This is a genomic window from Collinsella sp. CLA-AA-H167 (assembly GCF_040095305.1).
GTDB lineage: Bacteria > Actinomycetota > Coriobacteriia > Coriobacteriales > Coriobacteriaceae > Collinsella.
In genome coordinates, this window is the sequence record NZ_JBBNGA010000005.1 from 1 (window position 1) to 25505 (window position 25505).

Consider the following 25505-nt stretch of genomic DNA (forward strand, 5'->3'; position numbering starts at 1 on the left):
GCACGAGTATCGACGAGAGAAGGAAGGGAATGAAGGGAAGGAAAGACGGCACCATGGCAACGGCGTAAGGCAGGAAGGAAAGGAATGGCAGGTCGTTTGCGGAGGCCGGGATATCCGTGATGCCGGAGCTGCTCAGGGCACGGCAATATGCGAGCTCCGCGTCATTGGTCTCTCGGTCTCCCACGATGGACCCGGATTGGAAGCCTTCGCCCATGAGCGCGTAGTAGCTCTCGGCAGAATCGAGAAAGGCGGCGTCGGTTTGAGCGGCAAGGGCGGCGTTCGCGTATCTTGCAAGCTCCGCGTCAGCTTGCTGCTCTGGCGATAGGTCTGTGCCGTTGGCCTGGGGCGCGCGCGTATTGAATGCGTCGACAAAGCTCTGCATGCCCTGCTTCATAAAGAAGGGCCCGTAGATGGGTGAATTGAACGCAATGGGGACGGAAAAGGCTGCAGCGAGAACGAGCGTACAAATCCATGCGGCCTTGTCTCTTAGGATCAGTTTGAGAAGAAGTCGACAGTACATTTGGAAGCACCTACGTTCCTCAAAGAATCGTTAGATTAAAAGTAACAGACCGGATGAAGATGCGTGCGACGGGGGCGAGGCGAATGGCTGAGCGGTATCGATACGCGGGTTCAACGGCATCATATTGACCACGTAGATTATTAACTTGCATTTCTAACAGTTAAGGAGACGGGTGCTTTCCAGCACACTCCTTCGATGATGCCTTCCGCTAGTTGCTATGCCGGTTTCAGCCAACAAAGAATGTGCCCGGGCGCTCAGGTTCACCGTTAGCGTTGGCAACATATGAGATGGGCCAGACCCTTGCCGCGCGCCGATTGCGCGAGAGGTGTCGGGCTCCATGTTTATTCCACCTGCTTGTTATCAACCAGCTTCGTTCAACGTCAGACATTCAAGATGTCAGACGTCGAACCTGCGCTAAAGACGCAGCTGGGGCTACTAGTTGCCTACAATCGCTCGCGAAGCTCACCTGTTCGTGCGTGAATGTCTGACAGCTCCGTCAGACATTGTCGGACATTTGATTGTTCGACAAATGCGCACGTGGTCGCGTTCGCAAAGATAACTGAACGGTCGATGGGTGCGTTGAGACCGGAGCAAACGGCGGATGCCAGAAAAATGGCCTCACAGAATCGCACCCATGGTTGATAAAATTGACCGCCCGGGCGCAAATACCCGGGCGGTCAATTCATCCCCTCGTTCGCGATCCTGTTGGGTTTTGGGGCTTTGACATGTTGTTGACGGATGGATCAGCCGTACAGCTTGATCTCCCGGGGTTCCATGTGGTCGTCCCCCAATAAGACGTCCCTGATGTAGCCCTGCGGCAGGAACTCGACGGGCAGCACTGGGTCGTCGACGTAGCCGGGCACTGGGAGTAGGCGTGGCCTTTGGACATAGCGTGGCCGCCTGCCGGCGGTCGGACTGCCACTTCAGCCAAAAGCTCAGGCGCGCGCATTAAAATAATGAATATATCGCTTGATGGGCTTTTGACCAAGCATGAACATCGCAGGTAAATCCGTGTACCAATTTTTGGTACACGGATTTACCTGCGGTTTGTTGAAAGCTCTGACACGCGCTGTCGACTTCATTAAAATCGATTACCGATCAAGTCTTCCTATATATGCGAGCCCCAAGAAACTGCGCTGTGAACCTGAGTCCTCTATCGATCGGCCCGGTGCACCGGGCCGCTGTCCTCGAGCCGGCAACAGCTTGCCGGTCTCAAAACGTATGCCGTCCGGCACGACCGACAGCCGAGCCTAGTGCCCCACTCGAGCAGTGCCAGAACCCCGTGCCGGAACCCACGCAGACGATGGCAGGGGAATTCAGCCGCGGCCATCGAGGAGCCGACCTAGGGACGGCGCCCTCATTCCTCAATGGATTTCCGCCGCCCCTTATAGGTCTGGATTGATTTAATGCTTGATTTAATCCGGCTGAATAAGCCGACCATGGGCCGGTTGACATAATGTAAGGTAAAAGAGCAGATGCGGCCGTACGCCGGTGCGGGTGATGTGACAGAATGTAATACACGTATTGCATCTAACCGGGAGGTGCATCATGGCAACCGCCACCGCAGTCCTGAGAATCCCCGAGGACCTCTCGAACAGGTACGACCACCTGGCGAAGTCGACGGGCCGCACGAAAACCTTCTACATGACGGAGGCCCTCGCCGCGGAGATAGACAGGCTCGAATACGAGTACGGCCTCATGAATTATTCGGGAGGCGTTTGGTTGCGAGGCATGCCAGTGTGAGGGCCTGATTCGTCAGGCCCCGCACAGGGGGACCGCGATGGTGACCACCGCGCCGCCCGAGGGGCTGTTGGCGAGCGAGACGGAGCCCCCGTGGGCGCTCGCGGCCTCGGAGGCGACGTGGAGGCCGAGCCCGTAGTGGCGGCCTCCGTCGCGCGAGGAGCGGGACGAGTCGTCTGTGAAGAGGCGCTCGCAGCCGCGTTCGAGGGCGGCGGGAGAAAAGCCCGGTCCGTCGTCGGCCACCTCGATGACGAGGTGTCCGCCCGCGACGTCGCAGGAGACCGCCACGCGCGAGCGCGCGTGCTCGGCGGCGTTGGCCACGAGGTTCGCGGCGGCTCGCGCCAGGGCGGTTCGGTCGAGTAGGGCCTCGGGCGCGCCCGCGACAGCGGGGCCCGTGGCCGCGTTGAGCGTCACGCCTCGCGCCCGGGCGATCTGGGCGGCCTCGGCGAGGACCTGTTCGCAGAGCTCGGCCGGCCGCATGGGGGCCCTCTCCGCCCCGCCGGACCCGCGCGAGGCCTCGATGAGCAGGCGCACGTAGTCGTCGAGCCTTTCGACACTGCCGGCCATGTCGCGCACGGCGGCCGCGAGGTCGGCGTCTTTCTCGTCTTCCAGCTCCTCCGCCACGAAGTCGGCGTTGGCGCGCAGCACAGTAAGCGGCGTCTTGAGGTCGTGGGCGATCGACGTCATCTGCTCGCGCTGCCCCCGCTCCGCGGCCCAGCGGGCCTCGAGCGACTCGGCGAGGGAGGCCCGCATGGCGTCCATCGCGGCGAGGACGTCGTTCACCTCGCGCACATTGGTGCTGCCGACCGCGAAGTCGAGCTCTCCCGCGCCGACGCGCCCCCCCCGCCTCCGCGAGCGGCGCCATCTTGCGCGAGATCACGCGGCTCGCACGACGCGCCACGAGCGCGAGCGCGAGCGCGCTTCCCACAGCGGCGCCGACGAGCATGAGGTTCTGCGGGTTGGGAAGCAGGCTGGCGAGATCGCGCGAGACCCACTGCGGCAGGTACTCGCTGACGAGTGCGCAGGCCCCGCCGCCCTTGAGCGGGAACGCAGCGTAGGTGAAGCCCGAGCCCCCGCCCTCGATCTCCACTGTGCCCGGATCCGCGGCGAGTGCCGTACTGGCCATTTCCGTCGCATCCTCGAGCCGCGTGCCCTCGAGGTCTGTCATCAGCACGTATCCGTCCTTGTTCAGGATGAGGTAGCGGTAGGCCGTCGGCACGTCCTGCTGCCCGCAGACGCCGTCGCGTGCCAGGCCCTCCGCGACCTCGCGCGCATTGGCCGGCCCCCAGCTTGCCTCGTAGACGAAGCCCGCGTTGATCGCCACGGAGAGCACCATGAACGAGGCGAGCCACGCCGTGGCGACCGCCGCGAACGCGTAGGCGAAGTAGCGCGCGATGACGAAGGAGAGCGGCATGCCCCCGCGACCTCGCGCTCCGATCTTCAGAGCTGCCACTTGTACCCCATCCCCCAGACGGTCGCGATCGGATCGGCGCCGGCCTCGGAGAGTTTCCTCCGGGCGCGGCTGACCTGCATGGATATGGCCGCGTCGTCGGCGTCGCTCTCCCAGCCGAGCACCGCCTCGCGTATCTGCGCGCGGCTCATGACCTGCCCGGGGTGGCGGGCGAGGTACTCGCAGATGGCGTACTCGGTGGGCGTGAGCGGCACGGCCTCGCCGCCCACGGCGAGGCCGCGCGCCCCGAGGTCGATCCGCACCTCCCCGAAGGAGAGGGCGTGCGAGCGCGGCCGGCGCTCACGGCGTAGATGGGCCGCGACCTTGGCGCGCAGTTCCGCGGCCCCGAAGGGCTTGCGGACGTAGTCGTCGGCGCCCAGGCCGTAGGCGGCCACGGCATCCTCCTCGGCCACGCGCGCGGTCAGGAAGACGATGGGGCCGTCGAAGTCCGGGCGGATCTGCCGCACGAGCTCGAAGCCGTCAAGCCCCGGCATCATGACGTCGCAGAGCACGAGGTCGAAGCGCGAGAGGTCCATCCCCGGGACCGCCGTCGGGTCCGCCGCCCTGACGACCTCATGGCCGTCGCGGCCGAGGACGCGCGCGAGCGCGTCGAGGATCGCCCGTTCATCATCCACTGCCAGTATCCTCGCCATGTTCGACCTCCTGAAACTCTCGTCGGAATTGTACTAACGCCGCGCTCAGCGGTCCAGAGCCCTGCGCGCAGCCGCGGGCGCCAACATGACGATCTCAGGGTTGGGCAGCACGCGGTCGGCGATCGAGCGCAGCGCCGACCCCCAGCCGGCGTCGAGCAGGGCATTCCCGCCCAGAAGGAGCGCTGCGGAGAGGAGGGCGAGCATGGCGGCGAGCGGCCTCCTACGCATCTGCCCTCCCGTCCTCGAAGCGGCAGAACCAGGCGAGAAGGACGGCGTCGGCTGCCAGGGTGAGCACGAGGCCAGCGAGCGCAGTCGTGAGGAGTGGGCCCGCCGCGCGTGCGGCGTCGATGAAGGCCTCAACCCCGAGCGACCCCAGGCGCGCGGGCCAGGCGAGCGGCACCCAGCTCAGGGGCGTCGCCAGGGCACCGGTGAGCTCGCCGGTCATGAGACCGTGCGCAAGTCCGCCCACCGAGAAGAATGCGAGGAGCATCCCCGCCGCGCCGCCGCCGATGGCGGCGTTGCGGCCGAGGCGCAGGGCCACGCCGAGCCCCAGCGCGTAGAGGGGCAGGCTGCCCAGCACGATGCCCGCCCAGGCGACCGCAAGCGGAGCGGGCCCGAGCGGCAGGCGCCCGGCGACGGCGAGCACGGCCCCGAACACGCCGAGCGCCACGGCCAGCGCGCCCGCGCCGAGCGCCGCAAGGGCGAGCAGCTTCGCCGCTACGGCGCGCCCGCGCGAGGGGACCGCCGTGAGGTTGGCGAGGCGCCCGGCAGCGCGCTCCTCGTCCACGGCGAGCCCGCAGACGATGGCGGACATGAGCGGCATGAGAGCGCCGAGGAACTGGGCGTAGGCGTCCGCGCTCAGCGCCGGGTCCCATCGGGTTACGGAGAAGTACTCGCCGCAGGCAAGACCGGCTGCCAAGCCGCAGACGAGATGCATCGCCGTGAGCGGGGAGCGCGCCAGGCGCAGGGCCTCGGAGAGCAGGGCCCGCGGGAGAGTCATGCGCGGCATCGGGTCGGAGAGTCGCGTCACGGCCATCACCTCTCCTCGGAGCGCGCGAACCAGGCCGCGCCCGCCGCCGTGAGCGCGGCGAACGCGAGCGCGCAGACCGCAAGGCCCGCCAGCGTGAGCATGCCATCCGCCGCGAGCGCCCCGCCGAGCGCCATGTCCGCCGCGAGTGGCTCGCCGCTCGGCAGCACGGGGATGAAGCTCGTGGGGATGACCATGCTCGCCGACGGCGGAAAGAGCTGCGGCAACGGCACCAACGACCAGGCGAACCCACCCACGAGCTGCGCGACGAGCGGGCAGAAGATGCCCGCGAGCATGCCGAGCCGCACCGTGAGAAAGAGCCCTGCGGGGATCATCCACGCCGCGGTCACCGTGTTGACGAGCGCGCAGAAGAGCATCGTGAGCGTACCCGCGGCCGTGAGGCCCTGCGAGGAGAACGCCGATCCCGCGAGGTAGATGCCGAAGACCACGAGGTTCGAGAGCGTGCAGAGCGCGAGGCACCAGAGCGCCTTGGCCCACCAGGCGCGCCCGAGCGGGAAGCCCAGGCCTAAAAGCCCCCGCATCCGCGTGCGAGCGTCCGCCCGCGCGACGCACGCCACCACGAGCGAGAGAGACACGGGCAGGAAGAGCGCGTACCAGTAGTTCCACGCGCTGAATATCTGCACGCCCCGGTAGGGCATCGCGCCGAGCAGCGGCATCGGCAGCGCCATGAGCACGGCCAGGCGAACCGGTGCCGCGTGGCGCGACTTCAGGGCCTCGGCGCGCAGGCCCGCGAGCAGGCCGCCTTTCTCGCCCGTCATGCCGCCACCTCCCCGCGCGCTCGTCGCCCTTCCCGGCAGAAGCTCATGAAGAGTTCCTCGAGGTCCTGCCCGGGCCGAAGCGCATCCTCGTAGGCGAGGCGCCCCTCGCAGATGATGCCGATGGTGTCCGCCATCTGCTGCACCTCGGAGAGGATGTGGCTCGAAACGATCACCGTCGTACCCGCCGCCGCGAAGCCGCGGATCTGGTCGCGCAGCTCCTCGATGCCGATGGGGTCGAGGCCGTTGGTGGGCTCGTCGAGCACGAGCAGGCGTGGCCGGGCGATCAGCGCCAGCGCGAGCCCCAGGCGCTGCCGCATGCCCATCGAGAAGCGCCCGGCGCGCTTCTTCCCGGTGTCCGCGAGGTCCACGGCGGCGAGCACCTCATCTATGCGGCTCTCGGGAAGGCCCAGAAGCGTGGTACGCACGCGCAGGTTCTCGCGCGCGGTGAGGTTGGGGTAGAGCGGCGCCTCCTCGATGAGGCTGCCGATTGCGTAGAGGTCCTCGCGGCACCAGGCGTGCCCGGCAAAGAGGATCTCCCCGGCCGTCGGCCGCAGCATCCCGCAGATCATCTTGAGCGTTGTCGACTTGCCGGCGCCGTTGGGACCGAGCAGCCCGTACACCTCGCCCCCGCGGATATGAAGGCTCACGTCGGCCACGGCGTCCTGCGCCTGGTCGCCGCGGCCGAAGCGCTTGGTGAGCCCACGCGTCTCGAGCATGTAACCCATGGGTTTATCCTTTCTCTTCCGGGCGCGCGGGCCGAGCCACCGTGCCCGCGCGCCTTACCTTTCGGGTTCACCATCCATGGTGGGGCGCGTTTCTAACGAAGCCGTAACGGCCGTTGGGTTCTTTTAGCGCCAACCCTTCTCGACCCGCACATCATGATTAATTTGCTTAAGGCAACAACTTTCCCGATCGATGTAATCACCGAATCAAAACGTGTACATCAGCCATCAAAGATGCCGAAAAATGTCATATTTGGAGGCTGATCTACACAAATGCAGAATCCCGCACAACCCAGTAGCATCCTCCATATGTCTGGACTCTCTATGCTCGCGCTGGATAGACATCGCCGGAACGGGTATAGTATCGAAAGTTTTGTCGTTAACCAGCGGGGGAGTCCTGTGGGCATCAAAAAGAAGATCAAAAAGGAGCTTATCGGCACTTCCGATTACCCGTCGAATAAGATCTTTACGATCTCCAATTTCATCACCTTTACGCGCCTGATCCTCACCCTGGTATTTCTGTACCTGTTTGTGACGGATAACAACCGCGTCATCGCCATCGTTATCTACGCCGTTGCCGCCTCCACCGACTGGATGGACGGTCAGATCGCCCGCATGACTAAGACGGTCTCGTGGCTCGGCAAGGTCATGGATCCCATTTGTGACCGTGCGCTGCTGTTCACCGGCGTACTTGGGCTGGTGGTCCGCGGAGAGCTGCCCATCTGGGTCTGCGTGCTCATTATCGGCCGCGACATCTATCTGGGCATCGGCACGCTTATCGTGCGTCATTATCACCCTCGCCCCATCGATGTCGTCTTTCCCGGAAAGATTGCCACTGCGCTGCTCATGACCGGCTTCTCACTCATGCTGCTCGGGTTCCCCGTTGTTGGCGGCCTGCACCTTTTACCTCCGACACTCGCGGCCTTCCCGGGTCTCAACGGAAGCTCGGTGCCCCTCGGCATCTTCTTTGTGTATGGCGGCGTGATCTTCTCCATGCTCACCGCTGTCATCTACTCCATTAAGGGCGGAGCGGCCATTAAACAGGCTCTCGCGCATCCCGAGGACGAGGACATCGACTTTCTGAACCCCGAAATCGAAGACTGATTCGTTGGGGTATGATTACGTACGGTTCATTATTTGCGGCTCGTCCGCGATAAGTTAGGGGTTGTCATGGACAACATGGTTAACAATATGCCTCAGAATGATAAGACTGCTGACGCTACCTGCGTATTCCGCGTGCCTTCAAGCGATGTCACCGTTCCCGACCTCATGGCCAACGTGCGCATCACCGCCCCCGTTCTGTCCATCGTCAAGGGTCCGCAGACTGGTGCCGCCTTTGAGCTCGAGGACGACGTGACCACCATCGGCCGCGATCCTGCGAACGGCATCTTCCTCAATGACATGACCGTTTCGCGCAGCCACGCGCGCATTATTCGCGAGGGCCTCGGCGCTCGCATCGAGGACTTGGGATCGCTCAATGGCACCTGGGTCGACGGTGCCATCGTCAATGCAGCCCCGCTGCACGACGGCTCTTCCGTCCAGATCGGTACCTTTACGCTCATCTACCACGAGAGCACGCCGGAGCGCATCGAAACCGGTGAGTAGGGCATGGCCGAACGCAACTATCTGAGTATCGGCCAAGTCGTCAACCTACTTCGAGGCGCATATCCCGATCTTTCGAACTCAAAAATTAGATTTCTAGAGGATGAGGGGCTCATTACCCCTCATCGTACGCCTAAGGGATACCGTCAGTACTCTAAGGAGGACGTTGATCGCCTGGAGGTCATCCTGCACTTGCAGAAGACCCGTTACATGCCGCTCAACGTGATTAAGCAGCGCTTGGAAAACGCTACGGACCTGTCAACGCTCGCCTACGAGGTGGGCTTGCTGTCCGATGTTCCGCTCAAGACGGAGCCCAAGGAGACTAAGCAAAAGCTGCATCCCATCGAGACCATTCCCGATATGCTGGGCGTCGAGATTTCGTTTATCCGCTCGCTCGCCGAGAACGACCTCATTCGCATCATCAAGAGTCCGCAGAATCGTGAGCTCGTCGATGGTCGCGATTTCCCGATCATCCGCTACTGCTCCGAGCTGTCACGCTTCCATATCGAGCCCCGCAACCTGCGTCAGTACGTGTCTTCCGCCAACCGCGAGTCCTCGATGTTTGAGCAGGTGCTCGTGAGCATGCTCGGAATGGATACCTCCGATGACGAGCGCGACGCCAAGCTCGAGCGTGCGTTTAAGAAGCTTCACGACCTGACCGAGGGTGTGCACACTGCGCTGCTCAAGAACCGCGTTTTTGAGTCGCTCAACGCCGTGGTCGAGGACGCCGACATTGATGCACTCGATGAGGAAATCGCTCGCTCCGAGTCCACCAAGGCCAAAAACGAAGAAACTGCCGCGCCGGCTTCGCACGAGGATTCTCTCGTAAAGCCGCTCAAGGTCGTCGCCCCTTCGCAATCCGGCACCGTCACCGCGGGCAAATAACCGCTGCTGATATTTCGGCAACCCATTGAAAGGTCATGCAATGTACGACTTCGAATCTCAAATCGTCGACATCCCCGACTATCCCGAGCCCGGAGTCATCTTTAAAGACATCACGCCGCTCTTTGGCAATCCCGAGGCGCTCAAAGCCATGACAGATACCCTCGCCGAGCACTTTGCCGGCATGGGGATCACCAAGGTCGTGGGTCCCGAGGCTCGCGGCTTTATGGTTGGCGTACCGGTGGCTGTAGCCCTTGGCGCCGGCTTTGTTCCCGCACGTAAACCGGGCAAGCTGCCGCGCGAGACCGTAAGCCAGAGCTACGAGCTCGAGTACGGCACCGATTCAATTGAGATCCATGCCGACGCTATCAGCTCTAAAGATACCGTGTTGATTCTGGACGACTTGGTCGCGACGGGCGGAACCGTCGAGGCAACAGGTAAACTGGTGCGAGATATGGGCGCAAAGCTTATCGGTTACGGTTGTATACTTGAGCTTGCGTTTCTCAACCCGCGCGAGAAGCTCACGCCGTCTAATGACGATGTGGAGCTCTTTAGCCTGGTGACGGTAGACTAGCCGTTACCCTTAGTTACTGGAAAGGAAGCTACATGCGCACAGCAAACACGCACAAAAACATGGCACGCTGCGCTGCTACGGCAACCCTCGCTTGTGTTTTGGGCTTGGGCCTCGCGGCTCCTGCCTACGCCGATACCGCATCCGACCTTGCCGCTGCTCGTACGAAGCTCGAGCAGATCGGTACCCAAACTCAGCAGATTTACGATGAGCTCGCCACGCAGACGCAAGCGCTCGATCAGACTGCTGGCGAGATCACGCAAAAGCAGCAGGAGATCGCCGATGGTCAGGCCAAGCTCTCGACCTATGTCGCCGGCGAGTACAAAACCGGCGGTCTGAGCCTGCTTCAGGTTCTGACGGGTGTCGATGATCTGAGCGATATGCTCAACCGTCTGTTCTACTACGGCAAAGTTTCCGATAAGCAGGCTCAGACCATTCAAGAGGTAAAGGAGCTTAAGCAGCAGCTCACCGATAAGCAGGCCGAGCAGGAGAAGAACGTCGCCACCACGCAAAAGAAGGTCGACGAGCTTAACGCCCAGCAGGCTGAAGCCCAGAACGTCGTAAATTCCCTGGATTCGCAGCTGCAGGCCGAGCTTGCCGCCGAGGCCGAGGCCAATGCCGCGCTGCAGGCCGGCATCAACGCTAGCACCGCCGAGAAGGCCACGGTGAGCAACGAGACTGCCGGTACGACCGAGAACACCAACAACGGTGGCGGTACGACCAACAACGGCGGCAACACGCCTGCACCCGCTCCGGCTCCTGCCCCTACGCCGCAGCCTTCGACGCCCCCTCCGGCTCCGACCCCTTCTGCGCCGAGCCAATCGGTTGACGGCGGCTCCGTTGTTTCGCGTGCCTATAGCAAGCTTGGTTGTGCTTACTCCTGGGGTGGTATTGGACCGAACAGCTTTGACTGCTCCGGCTTTGTGAGCTACTGCCTCACGGGTCGTTACTGCCGCCTGGGCACCACTGGTGACTTTATGGGCTGGGCTCGTGTGTCCGATCCACAGCCCGGCGACGTCGTAGTTAACTCTTATCACACCGGCATCTACATCGGTAACGGCCAGATGATCCATGCTTCCGACTACAGCACGGGCGTAATCATCAGCTCCGTCGCAGCCGGTATGAACAACAACTACATCTTCGTACGCTACTAATATTATTACTACAGCGAACGAACGTGGGTCTCGCGATCTTGAGTCACGAGGCCCATTCTTTTTGCCCCTACAGTTTGCCTTAAGATTAGGAGACTATCTAGTATTCAAAACTAGATAGCCGTCCAATCGATCTTAAAGACGGCTATAATTGTTGAGGAACAAATAGAAAGGACCCTCAATGAGCTGGGCACTTATCTCCGATTCGAGCTGCAATCTTCGCGATTGGCAACCAACCGCACCTCATACCACCTTTGCATTTGCACCCCTAAAGATCCGAGTAGGAGAGCGCGAGTTTGTCGATGACCTCACGCTCGACGTTCACGAGCTCAATTGCACCGTGCAGGCGGAGTCGAGCGCTTCTTCGAGCGCCTGCCCGAGTGTGGGTGAGTGGGCTGAGCTTTTTAAGCTTGCCGACAAGACGATTTGCATGCCCATCTCCGAGGGCGTCTCGGGAAGCTACAATGCCGCAGCCACCGCACGTGACATGGTGCTTACCGAGGAACCCAACCGTCAGATTCATTTGGTTAACTCGCGAGCCGCAGGTGGCAAAATGGATCTAATCTTCCTGCTGTTCGATCGCTATCTTGCAAGTAACCCGGACGTTTCCTTTGAGGACGCCTGCGCTTACTTCGATAGCCTCGAGCAAAACAGCAAAATCCTCTTTAGCCTGTGCAATTACGAAAATCTCGCCAAGGCCGGACGTATCCCCAAAGCGGCCGGGGTCATCGCCAATAAACTCAACATTCGAGTTTTAGGCACAGCAAGCGAGGCGGGAGAGATTAAGCTCGTTGGTCACACCCGTGGCGAAAAGAAGATGCTTGGCAAGATTGTCGATACCATGGAGGCCGAGGGCTTTACCGGCGGCGAGGTCGTTATCGACCATGTCGAGAATGAGACGGGCGCCCAGGCACTTGCCAGCCGCATTGCGGAACACTGGCCCGGCTCTAAGACCATCATCATGCCCTGTAATGGGCTAGATTCATATTATGCCGAGATGCACGGTCTTATTATCGGCTACGGCATGGGCGTGGCTTCGGGCCGATAATGTCCAACTAGACAAACGCGCGGGCGGGATAACGGGCCAGTGGCTCTTTATCCCGCCCATCTTATACCTCGGTTAGCTATTAAACCCATTGAACTTAAGGTAGCTCATCAGGTATGCCTTCGAAACGAAGGACGATACAGCACTGCGTACGAGCAACGACTCACGCGTAACCTGATGTGCGGTATCGGGCACGGGAGTCTGCTCAACGGAAAACGCCGCACGAATCGATGCCTCGAGCTGATCGACCACATAATCGAAAGCCGTCGGAGCGTCGTAGCTCAAGCGCTGAATATTAAAGAGCGCCTGAACCGCAGCGATGGGCAGCACCTGCTTAAAGATACAAATGGCGATGAGACGCGCAATCTGCTCACGGCCATACTGCTTTTTAACCGGAGCAGGAACGAGGCCGACCTTCACGTAGTTATTGATCATCGATGGCGTGATAACGGGCTGCTCTACGCAAATCGAAAGCGGCTCCATCCACAGCGCAACATATTCAATAACTTGATCGCGATAGAGCGTTACATTGGGCAGCTGTTCATAGCGCGGCAGGCTCAACGCGTTGAGTTTACCGACCATATCGGACTGAATAAATGCATCCGGCAGCACCGTCGGCTGAATATCCTCCGGCTTAATGCTGACCGATGTATCTGACATCGGGATAACATGTTTAGCGTGGTTCATAAGAGGCCTCCGTTCGTTTTCTATATTGTATTCTAGGTTATCTAGTTTTACATACCACATAGCCGCAAAGTAAAAGTGGTTGGGCGGCACATTGATGCACCGTCCAACCACTTTGCTTAAAGACAGCAACCTTACATAAGATATATTATCGTACTTATCCACGGAGAAACGCGTATGCGTTCGTTGCCGCTATGGCTCCGTCCGAAACAGCGGTCACAACCTGGCGTAAACGTTTGGAACGGATATCGCCAGCGGCAAATAGACCTGGCGTGCGGGTCGCCATGGATTCATCAGTCAGAATGCCGCCATCAGGCGCCAGGTCGACTAGATGCTCAACAAGCTCGGTATGTGGCTGCGTCCCCGTAAAGACAAAGATGCCAAACGAGCCGGGCTCAAATGACTCGGCATGAGTTTCCCCAGATGCATTGTCCTTAAAGGTAATCGTCGTTGGCATGGCTTCGCCCGAGAGCTCCACAATACTAGTTTGGTACCTAACTGTAATATTGTCCTTTGCGAGTACTTTCTGAACAACACCATCGGGCGCACGGAACTGGTCGCGGCGCAGCACGATGGTCACACTGCTGGCAATGTCGGACAGGAACAGCGCCTCTTCGCATGCCGAATTGCCACCACCGATTACAAAAACCTGCTTGCCGCGGAAAAACATGCCGTCACATGTTGCGCAATATGAAACGCCACGACCGCGATACGTATCCTCGCCTGCGAAACCTGCCGGACGCGGCGTGGCACCCATGCAAGCGATTACGCTCGAGGCCAGCGTATCGCCCATATCGTGATGCACCGTAAACAACGCTGCATCGGCATCGTAATCGATACCCGTAACCATGCTCCATGTAACCTGTGCTCCCAGGCCCTCTGCATGCTGCTGAAAACGCTCGCCAAGTTCGGCGCCACTCAGGAGCGGGAAACCCGGATAGTTCTCGACCTCATTGGTTGTGGCGATCTGTCCTCCCGACATGCCCTGCTCAATCACGGTCGTCGTCAGGTTGGCACGCGCAGCATAAATGGCGGCAGCATAGCCCGCGGGGCCGCCACCGATAATCGCAACATCGATCGGCTTATCGGTAGTCATGAAGCGTCCTTTCGTCGAAACGTTGTCGTTCTTTGCGCTCGTACCCAAATTTACGTGAACGTGACACTCATGCACTACAATGATAAATCCGTATTACAAAGCTGAAGGGGAGTTATCGATGGACCAGGCGCAGACGAGTGACGACGCTCCCCTGCTCACGCACAGCACTCCCCAATCGGAGCAAACCACGCTCCTGGCTCAACAAAAACCTCTCGTGACCATCGTGCACGCCTCCGTTGGCTCGGGCCACAAGGCCGCCGCAAATGCGATAGCGCAGGCATTCGACCTCATCCGCGGCACCAATGGCATCCCCGAGGATATTGAGATTGAAGTGCTCGATATCCTTGATTTTGGACGTATTAAATTCGACGGCAATAAGACCGCGGCTTCTTTTACGGGAGCCACGCGCCCCATTTACGACCTGACCTGGCGATATACGCTTACGGGACATCTTCTCTGGGGTGGCGGAACGGCATGGTCGCGAATTATGTTCCCCGCCTTCAACGAATATATTCGTAGCCGCAGGCCCATAGCCGTGGTTGCAACGCACATCACAGCAGCCAATGTTGCCGTGGGCGCCCGCGTAATTACGGGTATCGATTATCCGGTCATCTGCGTACCGACCGACTACGAAGTCGAGGGATGGTGGCCCCACAAGGACACCGATTTATTCTGTGTTGCCAACGAATTTATGGCCGAAACGCTGCGTCCGCGCAAGGTGCTCGAGACAAAGATTCGCATTACCGGCATTCCTATTCGCGCCGGATTCGACACGGATTACGATCGCGAGGAAGAGCTAGCTAAGTTCAACCTCCCCACTGACAAGACCGTCGTGCTGGTAATGGCCGGTGCCAGTTTGCCTCAACCGTACGTTCGCTTTCGCGCGGAGATGGACCGCACCCTCCCCTTCCTACGCAGCTTCGAAGACATGCACTTTGTCTTTTTGCCGGGCAAAGACACCGAATATGCCACCCGCCTCAAAACGCTCTTCGACGCCATGAAGCTCGAAAACGTCACGGTTCTGGACTATGTCGATGATATGGCAGCGCTTATGCACGGCTGCGACCTGGCAATTCTCAAATCGGGCGGACTCACCGTCACCGAATGCCTGTGCGCACACCTGCCGATGATCCTGCTGGGCAAGTCCTATGGCCAGGAAAAGGCCAACACCACCATGCTCACCGGCATGGGCGCCAGCATGCATGTCACCACCGCACGAGAGCTCATCGTTACCCTACGTCACTTGCACGATCATCCCGAATCACTCAAAGCCCTACTCATCAACGGCGAAGTACTACGCCGCCCCCACGCAGCCGAAGACATAGCCATCGCCGCCATGGAGCTCGTAGGCAAACCCCAAAAGCGCAAAAGAGTCTTCTGCCGCTTCTACTGGGGCGGAAAACCCGCGCATATCCGCTAGCGTCTTTATGTCCGCTTACCTGCGGGAGGCCCCTATATATCATCCCATGCTCAAACATTCTCGCTTCGCTGCGAAACTGCGCGTGGGACGATATATAGGGGCCTCCCGCAGGTAAGCTGCGTTTACGTACTAGCAGCTATACCAGATTCCCCTCCAGTAGAATCTGCAAAGGGGAACCAGAAAATATAAATACAGTAAGTCGATGCGACAAAGGAGGCGTCCCTTTATCGCATCGACTTACTAGAAAAGTAAATATTGTTTCAAGCGAGTAACCGCCCGCCTGCCTCTCACACATATCGTTCCACGCGCAGTTTCGCAGCGAGCGAAGCGACGCGAGAATGTTTGAGCATGGAATGATATAGGTAAGCCCCGGGCGGGAGGGATACGAGCGCCCTAGGCGATGCCGCTGGAGCCGAAGCCTCCGTTGCCTCGGTCGGTTTTGTCTAGTTCTTCTACTTCTATGAGGTTGACCGTGGGGACTTCTTGGATGACGAGTTGGGCTATGCGGTCGCCTTTATTGATTTGAATGTTAATGGAGGGATCCAGGTTGATGAGGATAACCTTGAGTTCTCCTCGGTAGTGGGCGTCGATGAGGCCCGGCGTGTTGACTATAGACAGGCCCTGCTTGATGGCCAAGCCGCTGCGGGGCTGAACGAAGCCGGCGTAGCCATCGGGCAGGGCGATGGCCAGCCCCGTAGAGACCAGACGGCGTTCGAAGGGCTTCAGGACGCAGTCCTCGTTGGAGCGCAAATCCAAGCCGGCATCGGTGGGATGGGCGTAATTGGGAAGCTCGACGGTGGGGTCGAGACGCTTTATGTTGACGGTAATGTTGGACATGGAATCACCTTAGCTTGTCGAGCTCTTGCAGAAATTCATCGACGTCTTTGAAATCGCGGTAGACCGAGGCAAAACGGATGTACGCAACCTTGTCGATCTTGGCCAAGCGCTTGAGCACCATGTCACCCAACTCATGGGACGTGACGGCCGTCAGCGTGCGAGAGCGAAGCTCGACCTCGATGTCATCGATAATCTCATTGAGCTTCTTAGTGTCGATATCGCGCTTGATGGTGGCGCGCATCAAGCCGACAAGAAGCTTATTGCGATCGAACCGCTGCTTAGTTCCATCTGACTTAATGACCTCGATAGGGTCCTCGCATCGCTCAAACGTTGTAAAGCGGTAGTTACACGAGCAACATTCGCGACGGCGCTTAATGGTGTTATTTGACTCCTGCATACGGGAATCAACGACGCGGGTATGTGCCTTGCCGCATTTGGGACAGCGCATGGTACCTCCTCTTAAACGATAACAAGGGTACCATGCGCAGCGCGATAATGATTACGAACGAGCAGGAACCTTAAGATGCGCACCGGCGGCGAGCGAACCATGCTCCAGATGATTGACGCTACGGATCATGTCGGAAGTCTCTTGCGTGGAAAGGCCTTCGATTGGATATTCTTCGGCAATCGACCAAAGAGAATCGCCAGGCTGAACGCGAATGGTCTCGTAGGTAATGTTGGAAACGGACTCGGCATACGCGGCGTGACGAGTGCTAAAGACCGACATAGCGAGGACAAAGAAGAGCGTAAGCGCAACGGCGACGGCGACAATCGTCGGAACCTTCAGGGCAACGCGGGCCGGCGCGACTACAGCCTGCTGATTGCGCGCAGGCTTTACGGTCAAAGGCTGAAAGCCGGAGCGGCCACCCTGAACAACCGTAAAAGTGGGTTCTGCAGGCGTCTCGAGCTTAAGGGCGAGGTTTCCCTGGACCATATTCGTTACGTTCATCATGTTCTCCTCTCGCGTGTTTTGCTGAGAACAGTTTTATCAAGCCGCGCGGACAAAAATGTCTAGCGCGAGAACGAATGTTCGGTTATTATTATCTTCGAACAGTTGTTCCTGTCAAGCAAAATTCGAACATTTGTTTGACATGGGTAGAGAGGATGCCCTGATGGCTCGCAAAATTACCAAGCGTCAGCAGCAAATTTACGACTTCATCAAGGAATATCAGCAGGAGAAGGGTTATCCGCCCAGCGTGCGCGAGATGGCTTCTGCCGTGGGCCTTTCCTCCCCCAGCACCGTGCACGCCCATCTCTCTGCCCTTGAAGCGCGCGGGCTACTCAAGCGCGATGCCACCAAACCGCGCGCCCTGGAACTCTTTAACGAGGATGGTTCCTCTGTCTCAATTTCTAAATCTGACGAGCCCACCGCACCTCGCGGAACGGTCTCGCTGCCGCTCGTTGGTCGCGTCGCGGCTGGGATTCCCATTCTGGCCGAGCAGAATATCGAAGACACGTTTACTATCCCGACCGAAATCGCCACTGATCAGGGTTCCTTTATCCTTGAGGTGCATGGGAGCTCAATGATCAATGTCGGCATCTTCAATGGCGATTACATCATCGTCCGTGAACAAAAAAGTGCCATGAACGGCGAAATTGTCGTGGCCATGATTGATGGTTCGGCGACCGTCAAGACGTTCTACAAGGAGCAGGGACGTGTGCGCTTGCAGCCCGAGAACGACGCTATGGAGCCCATCTATGCGACGAACCCCGTTATTTTGGGTAAAGTTGTCGGTTTAATGCGCCGGTTCTCGTAATGCAAAAACGCATCACCATCTTTGATACCGTCCGCGGGTTTACGATGATTTCTATGGCAGGATTTCACGCTTGCTATGATCTCGCCTACCTGTACGGCTGGGATATGCCCTGGTTTACCCAGTCAGTCTTTCAAGACATCTGGCGCGCCAGCATCAGCTGGGTATTTTTGTTTATCGCGGGTTGGATGTGCACTCTTTCGCGCAACAATATCAAACGTGCCGCCAAATACGCCTTAGCAGCACTCGTTGTCTGGTTGGCAACAACACTTGTCTCAGTCGACGATTCGGTTAATTTTGGCATCATCTACTGCATGGCCGCATGCACCGGCATCGTGGCGTTGACCGATCCCGTCCTTAAGAAGATAACGGCGAGATGGAGCATGCCCCTATGCCTTGTGTTGTTCGCCCTCACCTGGAGCATCCCCAAAACGATCTACCCTGTCCCCTACCTGGCGTGGCTGGGATTTCCGAGCCCTGGGTTTGTCTCAGGTGATTACTACCCCATCATCCCGTTTATCTTTATGTATCTTGCAGGATACTTCGCCGCACACATAGCGCAGAGTATCGATAAGACCGTCCCTAGCTGGGCCTACGCCAACCCCCTGCCGGCGCTCGCCAGCCTTGGACGTCACGCTCTCCCCTTTTATCTGCTGCATCAGCCCATCATTCTGGGCATTTTGGAGCTCGTCTACTCGGTGCGATAACGCTCGAGCCGCGGTGCAATACGAGCCGGCAACTTCACCACAATGCGAACGCCGTCCTCGAGATATTCCTCATGCAGAAGGGTTCCCTGCTCATGCACCAGCGTGATGAGAGCGCCCTCGCGATACGGGATATCAGCGGAGAGCAACACATCGGTGGCAGCTGCCTCGCGAGCAATGCGATCGACGAGATCGTCGAGCCCCTCGCCCGTTTGGGCCGAGAACAGAACGGCCTCCGGATAGCGACGACGGAAACTCAATCGATCAACGCTATCGAGAAGATCGATTTTATTGAATACGGTCAGCGTTAAACGCTCTCCGGCGCCGATCTCATCAAGCACGCGGTCGACAGCCTCCAGCTGCCGCTCATAGTCCTCGTCAGACGCATCTACGACTTTGAGAATTAGATCGGCACCCAACACCTCGGAAAGCGTCGATTTAAAGGCATCGACCAGACCATGCGGCAGTTTTTGAATAAAGCCGACGGTATCGGTAATCGTCATGCCGCGACCGCCGGGCAGGCGATACGAGCGCGTCGTCGGGTCGAGCGTAGCAAACAACTTGTCCTGCGAAAGTACCGTAGAGCCGGTCAGACGATTGAGCAACGTCGATTTACCGGCATTGGTATAACCGGCTAACGCGACGCGAAACGCCGGTGACTCAATGCGGTTCTTGGATTGAACATCGCGACGCTGTTCAACCTGCTTGAGCTCACGACGAAGCGCAGCGATCTTATTACGAATGAGGCGACGGTCGACCTCAAGCTGACTTTCGCCCTGACCAAAACGTGAGCCGATGCCGCCGCGCGTCTGCTCCTTGGCGAGATGGCTCCACATGCCACGCAGGCGAGGCAACAAATATTGAAGCTGTGCCAGCTGTACCTGCAGGCGTCCCTCACGCGTCTGAGCATGCAGGCCAAAGATATCCAGGATCAGTGCTGTACGATCGATAATCTTTACCGGCTCGCCCACGGCTTTCTCCAAATAGGATTGCTGCGAGGGGGTCAGGTCGTCGTCAAAAATAACGACATCGGCATCCATGCGATGCACCAGGCCGCACAGCTCTTCAACCTTACCGGAACCGATAAACGATTTAGGATACGGCTTTACCAAACGCTGCGATAAGCGTGCCACGCACTGGGCACCAGCTGTGTGGGCAAGACGCTCCAGCTCATCAAGCGAGCGATCGAGCGGCCATGCATTGTCGCGCCACTCAACACCAACTAAAATGGCACGCTCGGGCTCGGGTGCCGTGGGAACAAGGGGGAAACGGGCCATTAGGCAGCCTCAATACGATGCAGGATATCCTCAACGACCTCGTCGATCGTACATTCATCCATATCAAACCACACGATACGGTCATCGCGCTTAAACCACGAAAGCTGACGCTTGGCATAACGACGCGAACGCATCTTAATGAGTTCGCGAGCCTCATCCATGCTCATCACGCCATTGAAAGCATCGATGATCTCTTTATAGCCAATTGCCTGCATCGACGTCAGGGCATCTCCCAGCCCCTGGTCCATAAGACCGCGGACCTCATCGACAAGACCCTGCTCAAACATCAGATCGACGCGCAGATTAATGCGCTCGTAGAGCACCTCGCGATTACGCGTCAGACCAAACCATAGGGCATGATAATGCTCGCGCGGAACACTAAACTGCGACTTTTGCTGCGCATAGGAGACGCCATCATCATGCATCTCGAGCGCACGAATCACACGGCGCACGTTATGGGGATGAATAACAGCAGCCGATTCTGGATCGCGCTCGGCAAGCAAGGCATGCAGTTCTTCCTCGCCAATACGCTCGGCAAGCTCCTGATAGCCCGCACGGCGATCGTCCTCAAGTTCACCCGAGGGAAAGTCCATCTCATCGAGGGCGGCCTTGAGATACAGCCCCGTACCTCCGCAAAAAACCGGCAGGCAACCCGAACCAAGGAGACGTTCAACATGCGCGCGAGCGTCAGCCTGATAAAGCGCAGCAGAATATGCCACACCCGGCTCTACAATGTCGACGAGACGCAGCGGCGCCGTGCACTCATCGGGCGCCATCTTTGCGGTACCGATGTCCATGCCACGATAGATTTGCATCGCATCGCACGACAGCACTTCGGACGAAAGACGAACTGCCAAACGGTCGGCAACATCACTCTTACCAACCGCCGTCGGACCGACAATCGCAACGGCGGAAAGAACTGCCCCGGGAGAAACCATTAGCGCGGCTCGCCCACAACGGAGCCGGACAAATACCAGGTCTTGGCAACGTCAACGTCAACATCAACGATCTTACCAACAAGCTGATCGATGCTGTAACCCTCGGGGATAGGCGCATGCACGGTCTGATTCTTGGGACTCTTGCCCAGCAGGACCGCGTCGTTCTTTTTACTCGTTCCCTCAATGAGCGCCGGAACCACAGTATGAAGCTCACCCTGGTTATACTCGTGTGCCGTGGTCTCGATAACCTTAACCAGACGGTTGAAACGCTCGAGAATAACCTCATGCGGCGTAGGATCGTCAATCTCGGCGGCCGGGGTACCGGCGCGCTTGGAATAGATGAAGGTATAGGCCTGAGCATAGCGGACCGTCTCGGCAAGTGAGAGCGTCTGCTCAAAGTCTTCTTCAGTCTCACCCGGGAAGCCAACGATAATGTCGGTCGAGAGCGCGATATCGGGCATGCGGTTGCGAATGCGATCGACAAGGCCCAGATAGTACTCGCGTGTATAACGGCGATTCATCTCTTTGAGAATCCGCGTCGAACCTGACTGGACGGCCAAGTGCAGCTGCGGCATAACGGCAGGCGTCTCGGCCATGGCGTCGATGGTCTCGGGCAACAGGTCCTTGGGATGCGAAGACGTAAAGAAGATGCGCTCCACGCCCGTATCGCCCACGGCACGCAGCAGATCGGCAAAACGCGGCTTGCCAAACAGATCGCGACCATATGAGTTAACGTTTTGGCCCAGCAGCGTAATCTCACGCACGCCCTGGCGCACCAAACCGGTCACCTCGTCGACAATCTCCTCGAAGGGGCGGCTCTTTTCGCGACCGCGCACGTACGGCACGATGCAATAGGTGCAGAAATTATTGCAGCCCGTCATGATGGGCACCCAGGCGTGATACTGAGTCTCGCGATGCCACGGCATGCTCATGGCATCCGTATCCTCATGCTCATTGGTGCGGATATGACGCTTACCATCAAGAAACGCCTCGGCAATGAGCTCGGCCACATGTGCAATGGAATGCGTGCCAAAGATGACATTGACGTTATCGACGTTGGTGAGCAGGCCCTCGCCATCGCGCTGCGCGATGCAACCGCCAACGGCAACCACGCGCTTGCCCGAAGGCGAAGGCGGCAGGCTTTTGCAGGAATTGCACTGACCGTACAGGCGAGTATCGGCGGCCTCGCGCACGCAGCACGTCATGAAGACAACGATATCGGCATGCGCGGGATCGAGCGCCATGAGGCAGCCATACGAATCAAGCAGACCGCTCACACGCTCGGAGTCGTGCTGATTCATCTGGCAGCCAAATGTGCGGATAAAGTAGGTTTTACCGGCAAGAATATCGCGTACGGAACGCTGGTCCATGTGCATAAGTCCTAACGATGGGGAGCAAAACGAGGCAAGCAGAAGCTATGCCACAGGCTTAACATCATCCATGACGACGTTATCCATAGCAGCTCGATTGATCTGGTGAACGTAGATAGAAAGGCGGATGGCCGTGCGCGACTCCCCGTTAATGAGGATGTCGGAGAACACGGGCGCGCAGGAAATATCAAAACCGGTTGGAATCAAAAAACCGCGCGCGATAGCAACGGCCTTAATGGCCTGGTTGACGGCACCGGCGCCGACACACTGGATGTTGACGGGTACACCATCCTTGACCATGCCGGCGATGGCGCCGGCAACGGACGCGGGCGATGATTTGCTTGATACCTTCAGGCAATCCATGAAGAAACTCCTGCATTTAAAAGTACGTTTTAACTGCAATAACTGTATCGTACCGAGTGGACTCGGTAAAGGCACTATTCCTCTTTGGCAAGATCAAAGGTCACGGTAATTCGATCACGCGAAACACGAATCTTTGGGTCGCCGCAAAGGTTGAGATAATACCGGGCAGCAAGGTCATTAAAGTCGCGCTCCACAGCACGCGAAAACTGTGCCATGTCATCCTTGGCAATACGTAGCCCGCGACGATCCTTCGCGAGATCGACAGGAGCCGGCGCATGCGAGGACGAATCACGCTCGCGCAGCAGACGCGCGGTCACACCGCGAACGGGCTTAATCTGCCCTGCCAAAATGCGATGGGCCGTGCGCTCGGACATCTCAAGACCCAAACCCGAACAAATACGGATAAAGTCCTCGGCATCAGAAGCAAGGCCTAAACGATCGACAACCGGAAGCTCGCTCTCGTCATCAATGAACAGGAGACGAGACGTATCGAGCCGACTTGACGCTTGAGCATAAAGGGTCGCGGCAATCTCAGACGGAGAACCGAGATAGACATCGCAACCACGCAACTCCTCGAGCGCAAACTCACAAGCAGCGCGAATAATATTATGTGGACCGCGAGCGCAGACATAACGTCCGTCCTCATCCTTGACGGCCTGGGGCCAGCTGGACTGATCGGCACGCTCACTGAGACGGTCGGCCGCAACGCTCACCTTGAAGGCTGAACCAAGATCGACGCCGGACGTGACCACACGGGCCTCGTCGGTGTTCTGCTTGATCGAAAACAATGCCATGCCACGACCGTGAACGCCCCAACGGTCCATCTTCATGCTCTCGAGCTTGGAGGTAACGCGGGCATCAAAGATTCGCTCTTGCATATCCTGCGGAACGCCAGAACCGTTATCCAGAAAGACAAGCGTGCGGACGCCATCTTCCTTGGTCGTGGCGAGATAGACCTTGTCGGCGCCGGCATCGCGAGCATTACGGAGCATTTCGATGACGATGTCCTCGACATGCTGAATGTCGTGCTTAGCCTGGCGCCGCTCGGCCTCCGAAACGCGGAGGCGGACATACCCCTCGCCAAGGTTCTCCTCGACGCGAAGGTTGCCCTCCCCCGACATCGACGCGATAAATGAGATGAGCTCGTTCGCGTCGCTCATGTTATTTAGCGATATCGACAGCGCGGCTCTCGCGAATCACGACGACGCGCACCTGACCGGGATACTCCATCTCTTCCTCGATCTGATGGGCGATATCGTGAGCCAGAACCGTGGACTGGGCATCGGAAATCTTGTCCGGCTGGACCATGACGTGGACCTCGCGACCGGCCTGCATGGCATAGGTACGTTCGACGCCGTCATGAGAGTTGGCGATCTCCTCGAGCTTCTCAAGACGCTTGATGTAGTTCTCGGCAGACTCGCGACGGGCACCGGGGCGAGAGGCAGAGACAGCATCGGCGGCCTGCACCAGGACATCGAGCACCGTGTTGGGGTCGACATCGGCATGGTGAGCCTCAATAGCGTGGACGATAACGGGCTTCTCGCCATAACGGCGGGCAAGCTCGGCGCCGATGACGGCATGCGGGCCCTCGACGTCGTGGTCGATTGCCTTGCCCAGGTCATGAAGCAGGCCGGCGCGCTTGGCGGTCACAACGTCCAGGCCAAGCTCGGAAGCCATCACGCCGCACAGATCAGAGACCTCGAGGGAATGCTGAAGCACGTTCTGACCAAACGAGGTACGGTAGCGCAGGGCACCAAGGGTCTTGACGATCTCGGGGTGCAGGTCGTGGATGCCGGTATCGAAGGCAGCCTGCTCGCCAGCCTCGCGCACGCGCTGCTGAACCAGGTCGGCGGCCTTGTGATACATCTCCTCGATACGGGCAGGGTGAATGCGGCCGTCGGCGATTAGGTTCTCGAGGGCGACACGGGCGGTCTCACGACGGACCGGGTCGAAGCTCGAAAGAACGACGGTCTCGGGCGTGTCGTCGATCACGAGGTTGACGCCGGAAACCTGCTCGAAGGTCCGGATGTTGCGACCCTCGCGACCGATGATACGGCCCTTGAGGTCATCAGAGGGAATGTGCACGGAGGTAACGGTGACCTCGGCAGTGTGGTCGGCAGCGCAGCGCTGAATCGCCAGAGACAGAATCTCCTGGGCGGTCTTGTGGCACTCGGCGCGAACCTGCTGCTCGGACTCGCGAATGATCGTGGCGGCCTCGTGGGTGACCTCGCCGCGAACCTTATCGAGGAGCTCCTTGTGGGCGTCCTCGCGGGTAAGGTCGGCGATACGCTCGAGCTCGGAGGTCTGCTTTGCGCAGAGCTCCTCGAGCTCACGGGAGCGCTTCTCGACCTGACCGGCCTGGCTGGACAGCTGATGCTCGCGCTTGTCGAGAGCGTCGTTGCGGCGATCGAGGGATTCCTCGCGCTGCATCACGCGGTTCTCGAGCGTACGAATCTCGTTCTTACGCTGCTTGTCCTCGGCCTCAGCGGCCTGCTTGTTCTTGATGATCTCCTCTTTAGCCTCGAGCAGAGCCTCTTTTTTGAGGGTCTCGGCCTGACGCTTAGCATCACCGATCAAGGACTCAGCCTGTGCGTGTGCCGACTGAATCTTTTCGTCGGCCTCGTGAAGACTACCCTGCTTGGCGGTGCGCATGTAGGCAATGGCGGCGATGGCACCCAAAACGATGCCAACGAGCGCTGCGATGATAGGCATGCTCACTCCTTTTTATGGATTCGTTACACAACAAAGCGAACCGTCCTTACGAACGGCTCGCGACATTTGAGTAATATGGGCGCAGCTTATGCGGGTCGGATACAGGTAAACATATAAACAAACTCATCACAGATGAGCACATATCACAAAGCAAATGACAGTGTTTATCGTACGTTGAACCACAACAACTGTCAAATAAATGGCCCCA

The 25505-nt window shown here is 58.9% G+C and carries 28 protein-coding genes; 10 read left to right on the forward strand and 18 right to left on the reverse strand.

Annotation, left to right across the window (positions count from 1 at the left end):
• Window positions 1–520: hypothetical protein (locus AAAT03_RS04375; RefSeq protein WP_349102669.1), on the reverse strand; the 520-nt coding region annotated here is incomplete at its 3' end.
• 1548 nt (window positions 521–2068) lie between these two features.
• Here AAAT03_RS04375 and AAAT03_RS04380 point away from each other — a divergent pair.
• Window positions 2069–2263 (forward strand): ribbon-helix-helix domain-containing protein, encoded by a 195-nt coding sequence (locus tag AAAT03_RS04380; protein WP_349102670.1) that lies wholly within the window; start codon window positions 2069–2071, stop codon window positions 2261–2263.
• A gap of 12 nt (window positions 2264–2275) precedes the next feature.
• Here the strand turns inward: AAAT03_RS04380 and AAAT03_RS04385 are convergent, their stop codons facing one another.
• The 6 genes from AAAT03_RS04385 to AAAT03_RS04410 all read right to left on the reverse strand — a co-directional run bounded on the left by AAAT03_RS04385 (window position 2276) and on the right by AAAT03_RS04410 (window position 6894).
• Window positions 2276–3043, reverse strand: a complete 768-nt coding sequence (locus AAAT03_RS04385) for a HAMP domain-containing sensor histidine kinase (protein ID WP_349102671.1) — start codon at window positions 3041–3043, stop codon at window positions 2276–2278.
• Window positions 3044–3700: 657 nt separating this feature from the next.
• Window positions 3701–4363 carry a response regulator transcription factor gene (locus AAAT03_RS04390; protein WP_117770652.1) on the reverse strand — a complete coding sequence of 221 codons (663 nt, stop codon included), beginning with the start codon at window positions 4361–4363 and terminating at the stop codon, window positions 3701–3703.
• A 45-nt stretch (window positions 4364–4408) separates the two neighbouring features.
• Window positions 4409–4567, reverse strand: coding sequence for a hypothetical protein (locus AAAT03_RS04395; RefSeq protein WP_349102672.1), 159 nt, complete (start codon window positions 4565–4567; stop codon window positions 4409–4411).
• Between the two features lie 16 nt (window positions 4568–4583).
• The gene (locus tag AAAT03_RS04400; RefSeq protein WP_349102673.1) at window positions 4584–5399 is read right to left on the reverse strand and encodes a lantibiotic ABC transporter permease; all 816 of its coding nucleotides are present in this window, start codon (window positions 5397–5399) and stop codon (window positions 4584–4586) included.
• Complete coding sequence (locus AAAT03_RS04405; protein WP_349102674.1) at window positions 5399–6169, reverse strand: hypothetical protein; 771 nt, start codon at window positions 6167–6169, stop codon at window positions 5399–5401. The genes AAAT03_RS04400 and AAAT03_RS04405 overlap by 1 nt, the downstream gene beginning before the upstream one ends.
• Window positions 6166–6894 (reverse strand): lantibiotic protection ABC transporter ATP-binding protein, encoded by a 729-nt coding sequence (locus AAAT03_RS04410; protein ID WP_349102675.1) that lies wholly within the window; start codon window positions 6892–6894, stop codon window positions 6166–6168. The genes AAAT03_RS04405 and AAAT03_RS04410 overlap by 4 nt, the downstream gene beginning before the upstream one ends.
• Window positions 6895–7290: 396 nt before the next feature.
• Here AAAT03_RS04410 and AAAT03_RS04415 point away from each other — a divergent pair, with 396 nt between their 5' ends.
• The 6 genes from AAAT03_RS04415 to AAAT03_RS04440 all read left to right on the forward strand — a co-directional run bounded on the left by AAAT03_RS04415 (window position 7291) and on the right by AAAT03_RS04440 (window position 12145).
• Window positions 7291–7995, forward strand: coding sequence for a CDP-alcohol phosphatidyltransferase family protein (locus AAAT03_RS04415; RefSeq protein WP_349102676.1), 705 nt, complete (start codon window positions 7291–7293; stop codon window positions 7993–7995).
• 66 nt (window positions 7996–8061) lie between these two features.
• On the forward strand, window positions 8062–8496 hold the full coding sequence (locus AAAT03_RS04420; RefSeq protein ID WP_006236002.1) for an FHA domain-containing protein: 435 nt from the start codon (window positions 8062–8064) through the stop codon (window positions 8494–8496).
• A 3-nt stretch (window positions 8497–8499) separates the two neighbouring features.
• A complete protein-coding gene (locus AAAT03_RS04425; protein ID WP_055250118.1) occupies window positions 8500–9378 on the forward strand; it encodes a MerR family transcriptional regulator in 879 nt (292 codons plus the stop codon).
• 40 nt (window positions 9379–9418) lie between these two features.
• Window positions 9419–9949: an adenine phosphoribosyltransferase gene (locus AAAT03_RS04430; protein ID WP_118449692.1), complete on the forward strand. Its 531-nt coding sequence runs from the start codon at window positions 9419–9421 to the stop codon at window positions 9947–9949.
• A gap of 32 nt (window positions 9950–9981) precedes the next feature.
• Window positions 9982–11100 carry an NlpC/P60 family protein gene (locus AAAT03_RS04435; RefSeq protein WP_349102677.1) on the forward strand — a complete coding sequence of 373 codons (1119 nt, stop codon included), beginning with the start codon at window positions 9982–9984 and terminating at the stop codon, window positions 11098–11100.
• Between the two features lie 178 nt (window positions 11101–11278).
• Window positions 11279–12145: a DegV family protein gene (locus tag AAAT03_RS04440; RefSeq protein ID WP_349102678.1), complete on the forward strand. Its 867-nt coding sequence runs from the start codon at window positions 11279–11281 to the stop codon at window positions 12143–12145.
• A 72-nt stretch (window positions 12146–12217) separates the two neighbouring features.
• Here AAAT03_RS04440 and AAAT03_RS04445 read toward each other — a convergent pair whose 3' ends face one another.
• Together AAAT03_RS04445 and AAAT03_RS04450 are read right to left on the reverse strand one after the other, a co-directional pair.
• A complete protein-coding gene (locus tag AAAT03_RS04445; RefSeq protein ID WP_172674580.1) occupies window positions 12218–12829 on the reverse strand; it encodes a DUF1836 domain-containing protein in 612 nt (203 codons plus the stop codon).
• Window positions 12830–12983: 154 nt separating this feature from the next.
• Window positions 12984–13922, reverse strand: coding sequence for an FAD-dependent oxidoreductase (locus AAAT03_RS04450; RefSeq protein ID WP_349102679.1), 939 nt, complete (start codon window positions 13920–13922; stop codon window positions 12984–12986).
• Between the two features lie 118 nt (window positions 13923–14040).
• Between AAAT03_RS04450 and AAAT03_RS04455 the strand changes: the two genes are divergently transcribed.
• Window positions 14041–15342: a glycosyltransferase gene (locus tag AAAT03_RS04455; protein ID WP_349102680.1), complete on the forward strand. Its 1302-nt coding sequence runs from the start codon at window positions 14041–14043 to the stop codon at window positions 15340–15342.
• 393 nt (window positions 15343–15735) lie between these two features.
• Here the strand turns inward: AAAT03_RS04455 and dut are convergent, their stop codons facing one another.
• Genes dut through AAAT03_RS04470 form a run of 3 tightly spaced genes read right to left on the reverse strand, consistent with a single transcriptional unit; the run spans window position 15736 to window position 17128 of the window.
• The gene (gene dut, locus AAAT03_RS04460; RefSeq protein ID WP_349102681.1) at window positions 15736–16179 is read right to left on the reverse strand and encodes a dUTP diphosphatase; all 444 of its coding nucleotides are present in this window, start codon (window positions 16177–16179) and stop codon (window positions 15736–15738) included.
• Between the two features lie 4 nt (window positions 16180–16183).
• The gene (gene nrdR, locus AAAT03_RS04465) at window positions 16184–16627 is read right to left on the reverse strand and encodes a transcriptional regulator NrdR (protein ID WP_022093781.1); all 444 of its coding nucleotides are present in this window, start codon (window positions 16625–16627) and stop codon (window positions 16184–16186) included.
• A gap of 51 nt (window positions 16628–16678) precedes the next feature.
• Window positions 16679–17128: a LysM peptidoglycan-binding domain-containing protein gene (locus tag AAAT03_RS04470; RefSeq protein WP_161194491.1), complete on the reverse strand. Its 450-nt coding sequence runs from the start codon at window positions 17126–17128 to the stop codon at window positions 16679–16681.
• A gap of 163 nt (window positions 17129–17291) precedes the next feature.
• Here AAAT03_RS04470 and lexA point away from each other — a divergent pair, with 163 nt between their 5' ends.
• Together lexA and AAAT03_RS04480 are read left to right on the forward strand one after the other, a co-directional pair.
• Window positions 17292–17936 carry a transcriptional repressor LexA gene (gene lexA, locus AAAT03_RS04475; protein ID WP_117839906.1) on the forward strand — a complete coding sequence of 215 codons (645 nt, stop codon included), beginning with the start codon at window positions 17292–17294 and terminating at the stop codon, window positions 17934–17936.
• Window positions 17936–18640: a heparan-alpha-glucosaminide N-acetyltransferase gene (locus tag AAAT03_RS04480; RefSeq protein ID WP_349102682.1), complete on the forward strand. Its 705-nt coding sequence runs from the start codon at window positions 17936–17938 to the stop codon at window positions 18638–18640. Before lexA ends, AAAT03_RS04480 begins: the two co-directional genes overlap by 1 nt.
• On the opposite strand, the gene hflX is transcribed toward AAAT03_RS04480, so the two are convergent.
• The 6 genes from hflX to rny form a co-directional block, all read right to left on the reverse strand.
• The gene (hflX, locus tag AAAT03_RS04485) at window positions 18625–19914 is read right to left on the reverse strand and encodes a GTPase HflX (protein ID WP_349102683.1); all 1290 of its coding nucleotides are present in this window, start codon (window positions 19912–19914) and stop codon (window positions 18625–18627) included. The genes AAAT03_RS04480 and hflX overlap by 16 nt on opposite strands.
• On the reverse strand, window positions 19914–20852 hold the full coding sequence (miaA, locus tag AAAT03_RS04490) for a tRNA (adenosine(37)-N6)-dimethylallyltransferase MiaA (RefSeq protein WP_349102684.1): 939 nt from the start codon (window positions 20850–20852) through the stop codon (window positions 19914–19916). Before miaA ends, hflX begins: the two co-directional genes overlap by 1 nt.
• Window positions 20852–22222: a tRNA (N6-isopentenyl adenosine(37)-C2)-methylthiotransferase MiaB gene (gene miaB / locus AAAT03_RS04495; protein WP_117736849.1), complete on the reverse strand. Its 1371-nt coding sequence runs from the start codon at window positions 22220–22222 to the stop codon at window positions 20852–20854. Before miaB ends, miaA begins: the two co-directional genes overlap by 1 nt.
• Window positions 22223–22267: 45 nt before the next feature.
• Complete coding sequence (locus AAAT03_RS04500) at window positions 22268–22585, reverse strand: stage V sporulation protein S (RefSeq protein ID WP_006235982.1); 318 nt, start codon at window positions 22583–22585, stop codon at window positions 22268–22270.
• A 74-nt stretch (window positions 22586–22659) separates the two neighbouring features.
• The gene (locus AAAT03_RS04505; protein ID WP_006235981.1) at window positions 22660–23745 is read right to left on the reverse strand and encodes an ATP-binding protein; all 1086 of its coding nucleotides are present in this window, start codon (window positions 23743–23745) and stop codon (window positions 22660–22662) included.
• A gap of 1 nt (window position 23746) precedes the next feature.
• Window positions 23747–25297 (reverse strand): ribonuclease Y, encoded by a 1551-nt coding sequence (rny, locus tag AAAT03_RS04510; RefSeq protein ID WP_089573375.1) that lies wholly within the window; start codon window positions 25295–25297, stop codon window positions 23747–23749.
• Window positions 25298–25505: the final 208 nt, after the last annotated feature.

Excerpts from the sequence above, each read along its gene's own strand:
- AAAT03_RS04380 (WP_349102670.1), top strand. The coding sequence starts at position 2,069 with ATGGCAACCGCCACCGCAGTCCTGAGAATCCCCGAGGACCTCTCGAAC.
- AAAT03_RS04390 (WP_117770652.1), bottom strand. The coding sequence starts at position 4,363 with ATGGCGAGGATACTGGCAGTGGATGATGAACGGGCGATCCTCGACGCG.
- AAAT03_RS04395 (WP_349102672.1), bottom strand. The coding sequence starts at position 4,567 with ATGCTCGCCCTCCTCTCCGCAGCGCTCCTTCTGGGCGGGAATGCCCTG.
- AAAT03_RS04400 (WP_349102673.1), bottom strand. The coding sequence starts at position 5,399 with ATGGCCGTGACGCGACTCTCCGACCCGATGCCGCGCATGACTCTCCCG.
- AAAT03_RS04405 (WP_349102674.1), bottom strand. The coding sequence starts at position 6,169 with ATGACGGGCGAGAAAGGCGGCCTGCTCGCGGGCCTGCGCGCCGAGGCC.
- AAAT03_RS04410 (WP_349102675.1), bottom strand. The coding sequence starts at position 6,894 with ATGGGTTACATGCTCGAGACGCGTGGGCTCACCAAGCGCTTCGGCCGC.
- AAAT03_RS04420 (WP_006236002.1), top strand. The coding sequence starts at position 8,062 with ATGGACAACATGGTTAACAATATGCCTCAGAATGATAAGACTGCTGAC.
- AAAT03_RS04425 (WP_055250118.1), top strand. The coding sequence starts at position 8,500 with ATGGCCGAACGCAACTATCTGAGTATCGGCCAAGTCGTCAACCTACTT.
- AAAT03_RS04430 (WP_118449692.1), top strand. The coding sequence starts at position 9,419 with ATGTACGACTTCGAATCTCAAATCGTCGACATCCCCGACTATCCCGAG.
- AAAT03_RS04435 (WP_349102677.1), top strand. The coding sequence starts at position 9,982 with ATGCGCACAGCAAACACGCACAAAAACATGGCACGCTGCGCTGCTACG.
- AAAT03_RS04440 (WP_349102678.1), top strand. The coding sequence starts at position 11,279 with ATGAGCTGGGCACTTATCTCCGATTCGAGCTGCAATCTTCGCGATTGG.
- AAAT03_RS04445 (WP_172674580.1), bottom strand. The coding sequence starts at position 12,829 with ATGAACCACGCTAAACATGTTATCCCGATGTCAGATACATCGGTCAGC.
- AAAT03_RS04450 (WP_349102679.1), bottom strand. The coding sequence starts at position 13,922 with ATGACTACCGATAAGCCGATCGATGTTGCGATTATCGGTGGCGGCCCC.
- AAAT03_RS04455 (WP_349102680.1), top strand. The coding sequence starts at position 14,041 with ATGGACCAGGCGCAGACGAGTGACGACGCTCCCCTGCTCACGCACAGC.
- dut (WP_349102681.1), bottom strand. The coding sequence starts at position 16,179 with ATGTCCAACATTACCGTCAACATAAAGCGTCTCGACCCCACCGTCGAG.
- nrdR (WP_022093781.1), bottom strand. The coding sequence starts at position 16,627 with ATGCGCTGTCCCAAATGCGGCAAGGCACATACCCGCGTCGTTGATTCC.
- AAAT03_RS04470 (WP_161194491.1), bottom strand. The coding sequence starts at position 17,128 with ATGAACGTAACGAATATGGTCCAGGGAAACCTCGCCCTTAAGCTCGAG.
- lexA (WP_117839906.1), top strand. The coding sequence starts at position 17,292 with ATGGCTCGCAAAATTACCAAGCGTCAGCAGCAAATTTACGACTTCATC.
- AAAT03_RS04480 (WP_349102682.1), top strand. The coding sequence starts at position 17,936 with ATGCAAAAACGCATCACCATCTTTGATACCGTCCGCGGGTTTACGATG.
- hflX (WP_349102683.1), bottom strand. The coding sequence starts at position 19,914 with ATGGCCCGTTTCCCCCTTGTTCCCACGGCACCCGAGCCCGAGCGTGCC.
- miaA (WP_349102684.1), bottom strand. The coding sequence starts at position 20,852 with ATGGTTTCTCCCGGGGCAGTTCTTTCCGCCGTTGCGATTGTCGGTCCG.
- miaB (WP_117736849.1), bottom strand. The coding sequence starts at position 22,222 with ATGGACCAGCGTTCCGTACGCGATATTCTTGCCGGTAAAACCTACTTT.
- AAAT03_RS04500 (WP_006235982.1), bottom strand. The coding sequence starts at position 22,585 with ATGGATTGCCTGAAGGTATCAAGCAAATCATCGCCCGCGTCCGTTGCC.
- AAAT03_RS04505 (WP_006235981.1), bottom strand. The coding sequence starts at position 23,745 with ATGAGCGACGCGAACGAGCTCATCTCATTTATCGCGTCGATGTCGGGG.
- rny (WP_089573375.1), bottom strand. The coding sequence starts at position 25,297 with ATGCCTATCATCGCAGCGCTCGTTGGCATCGTTTTGGGTGCCATCGCC.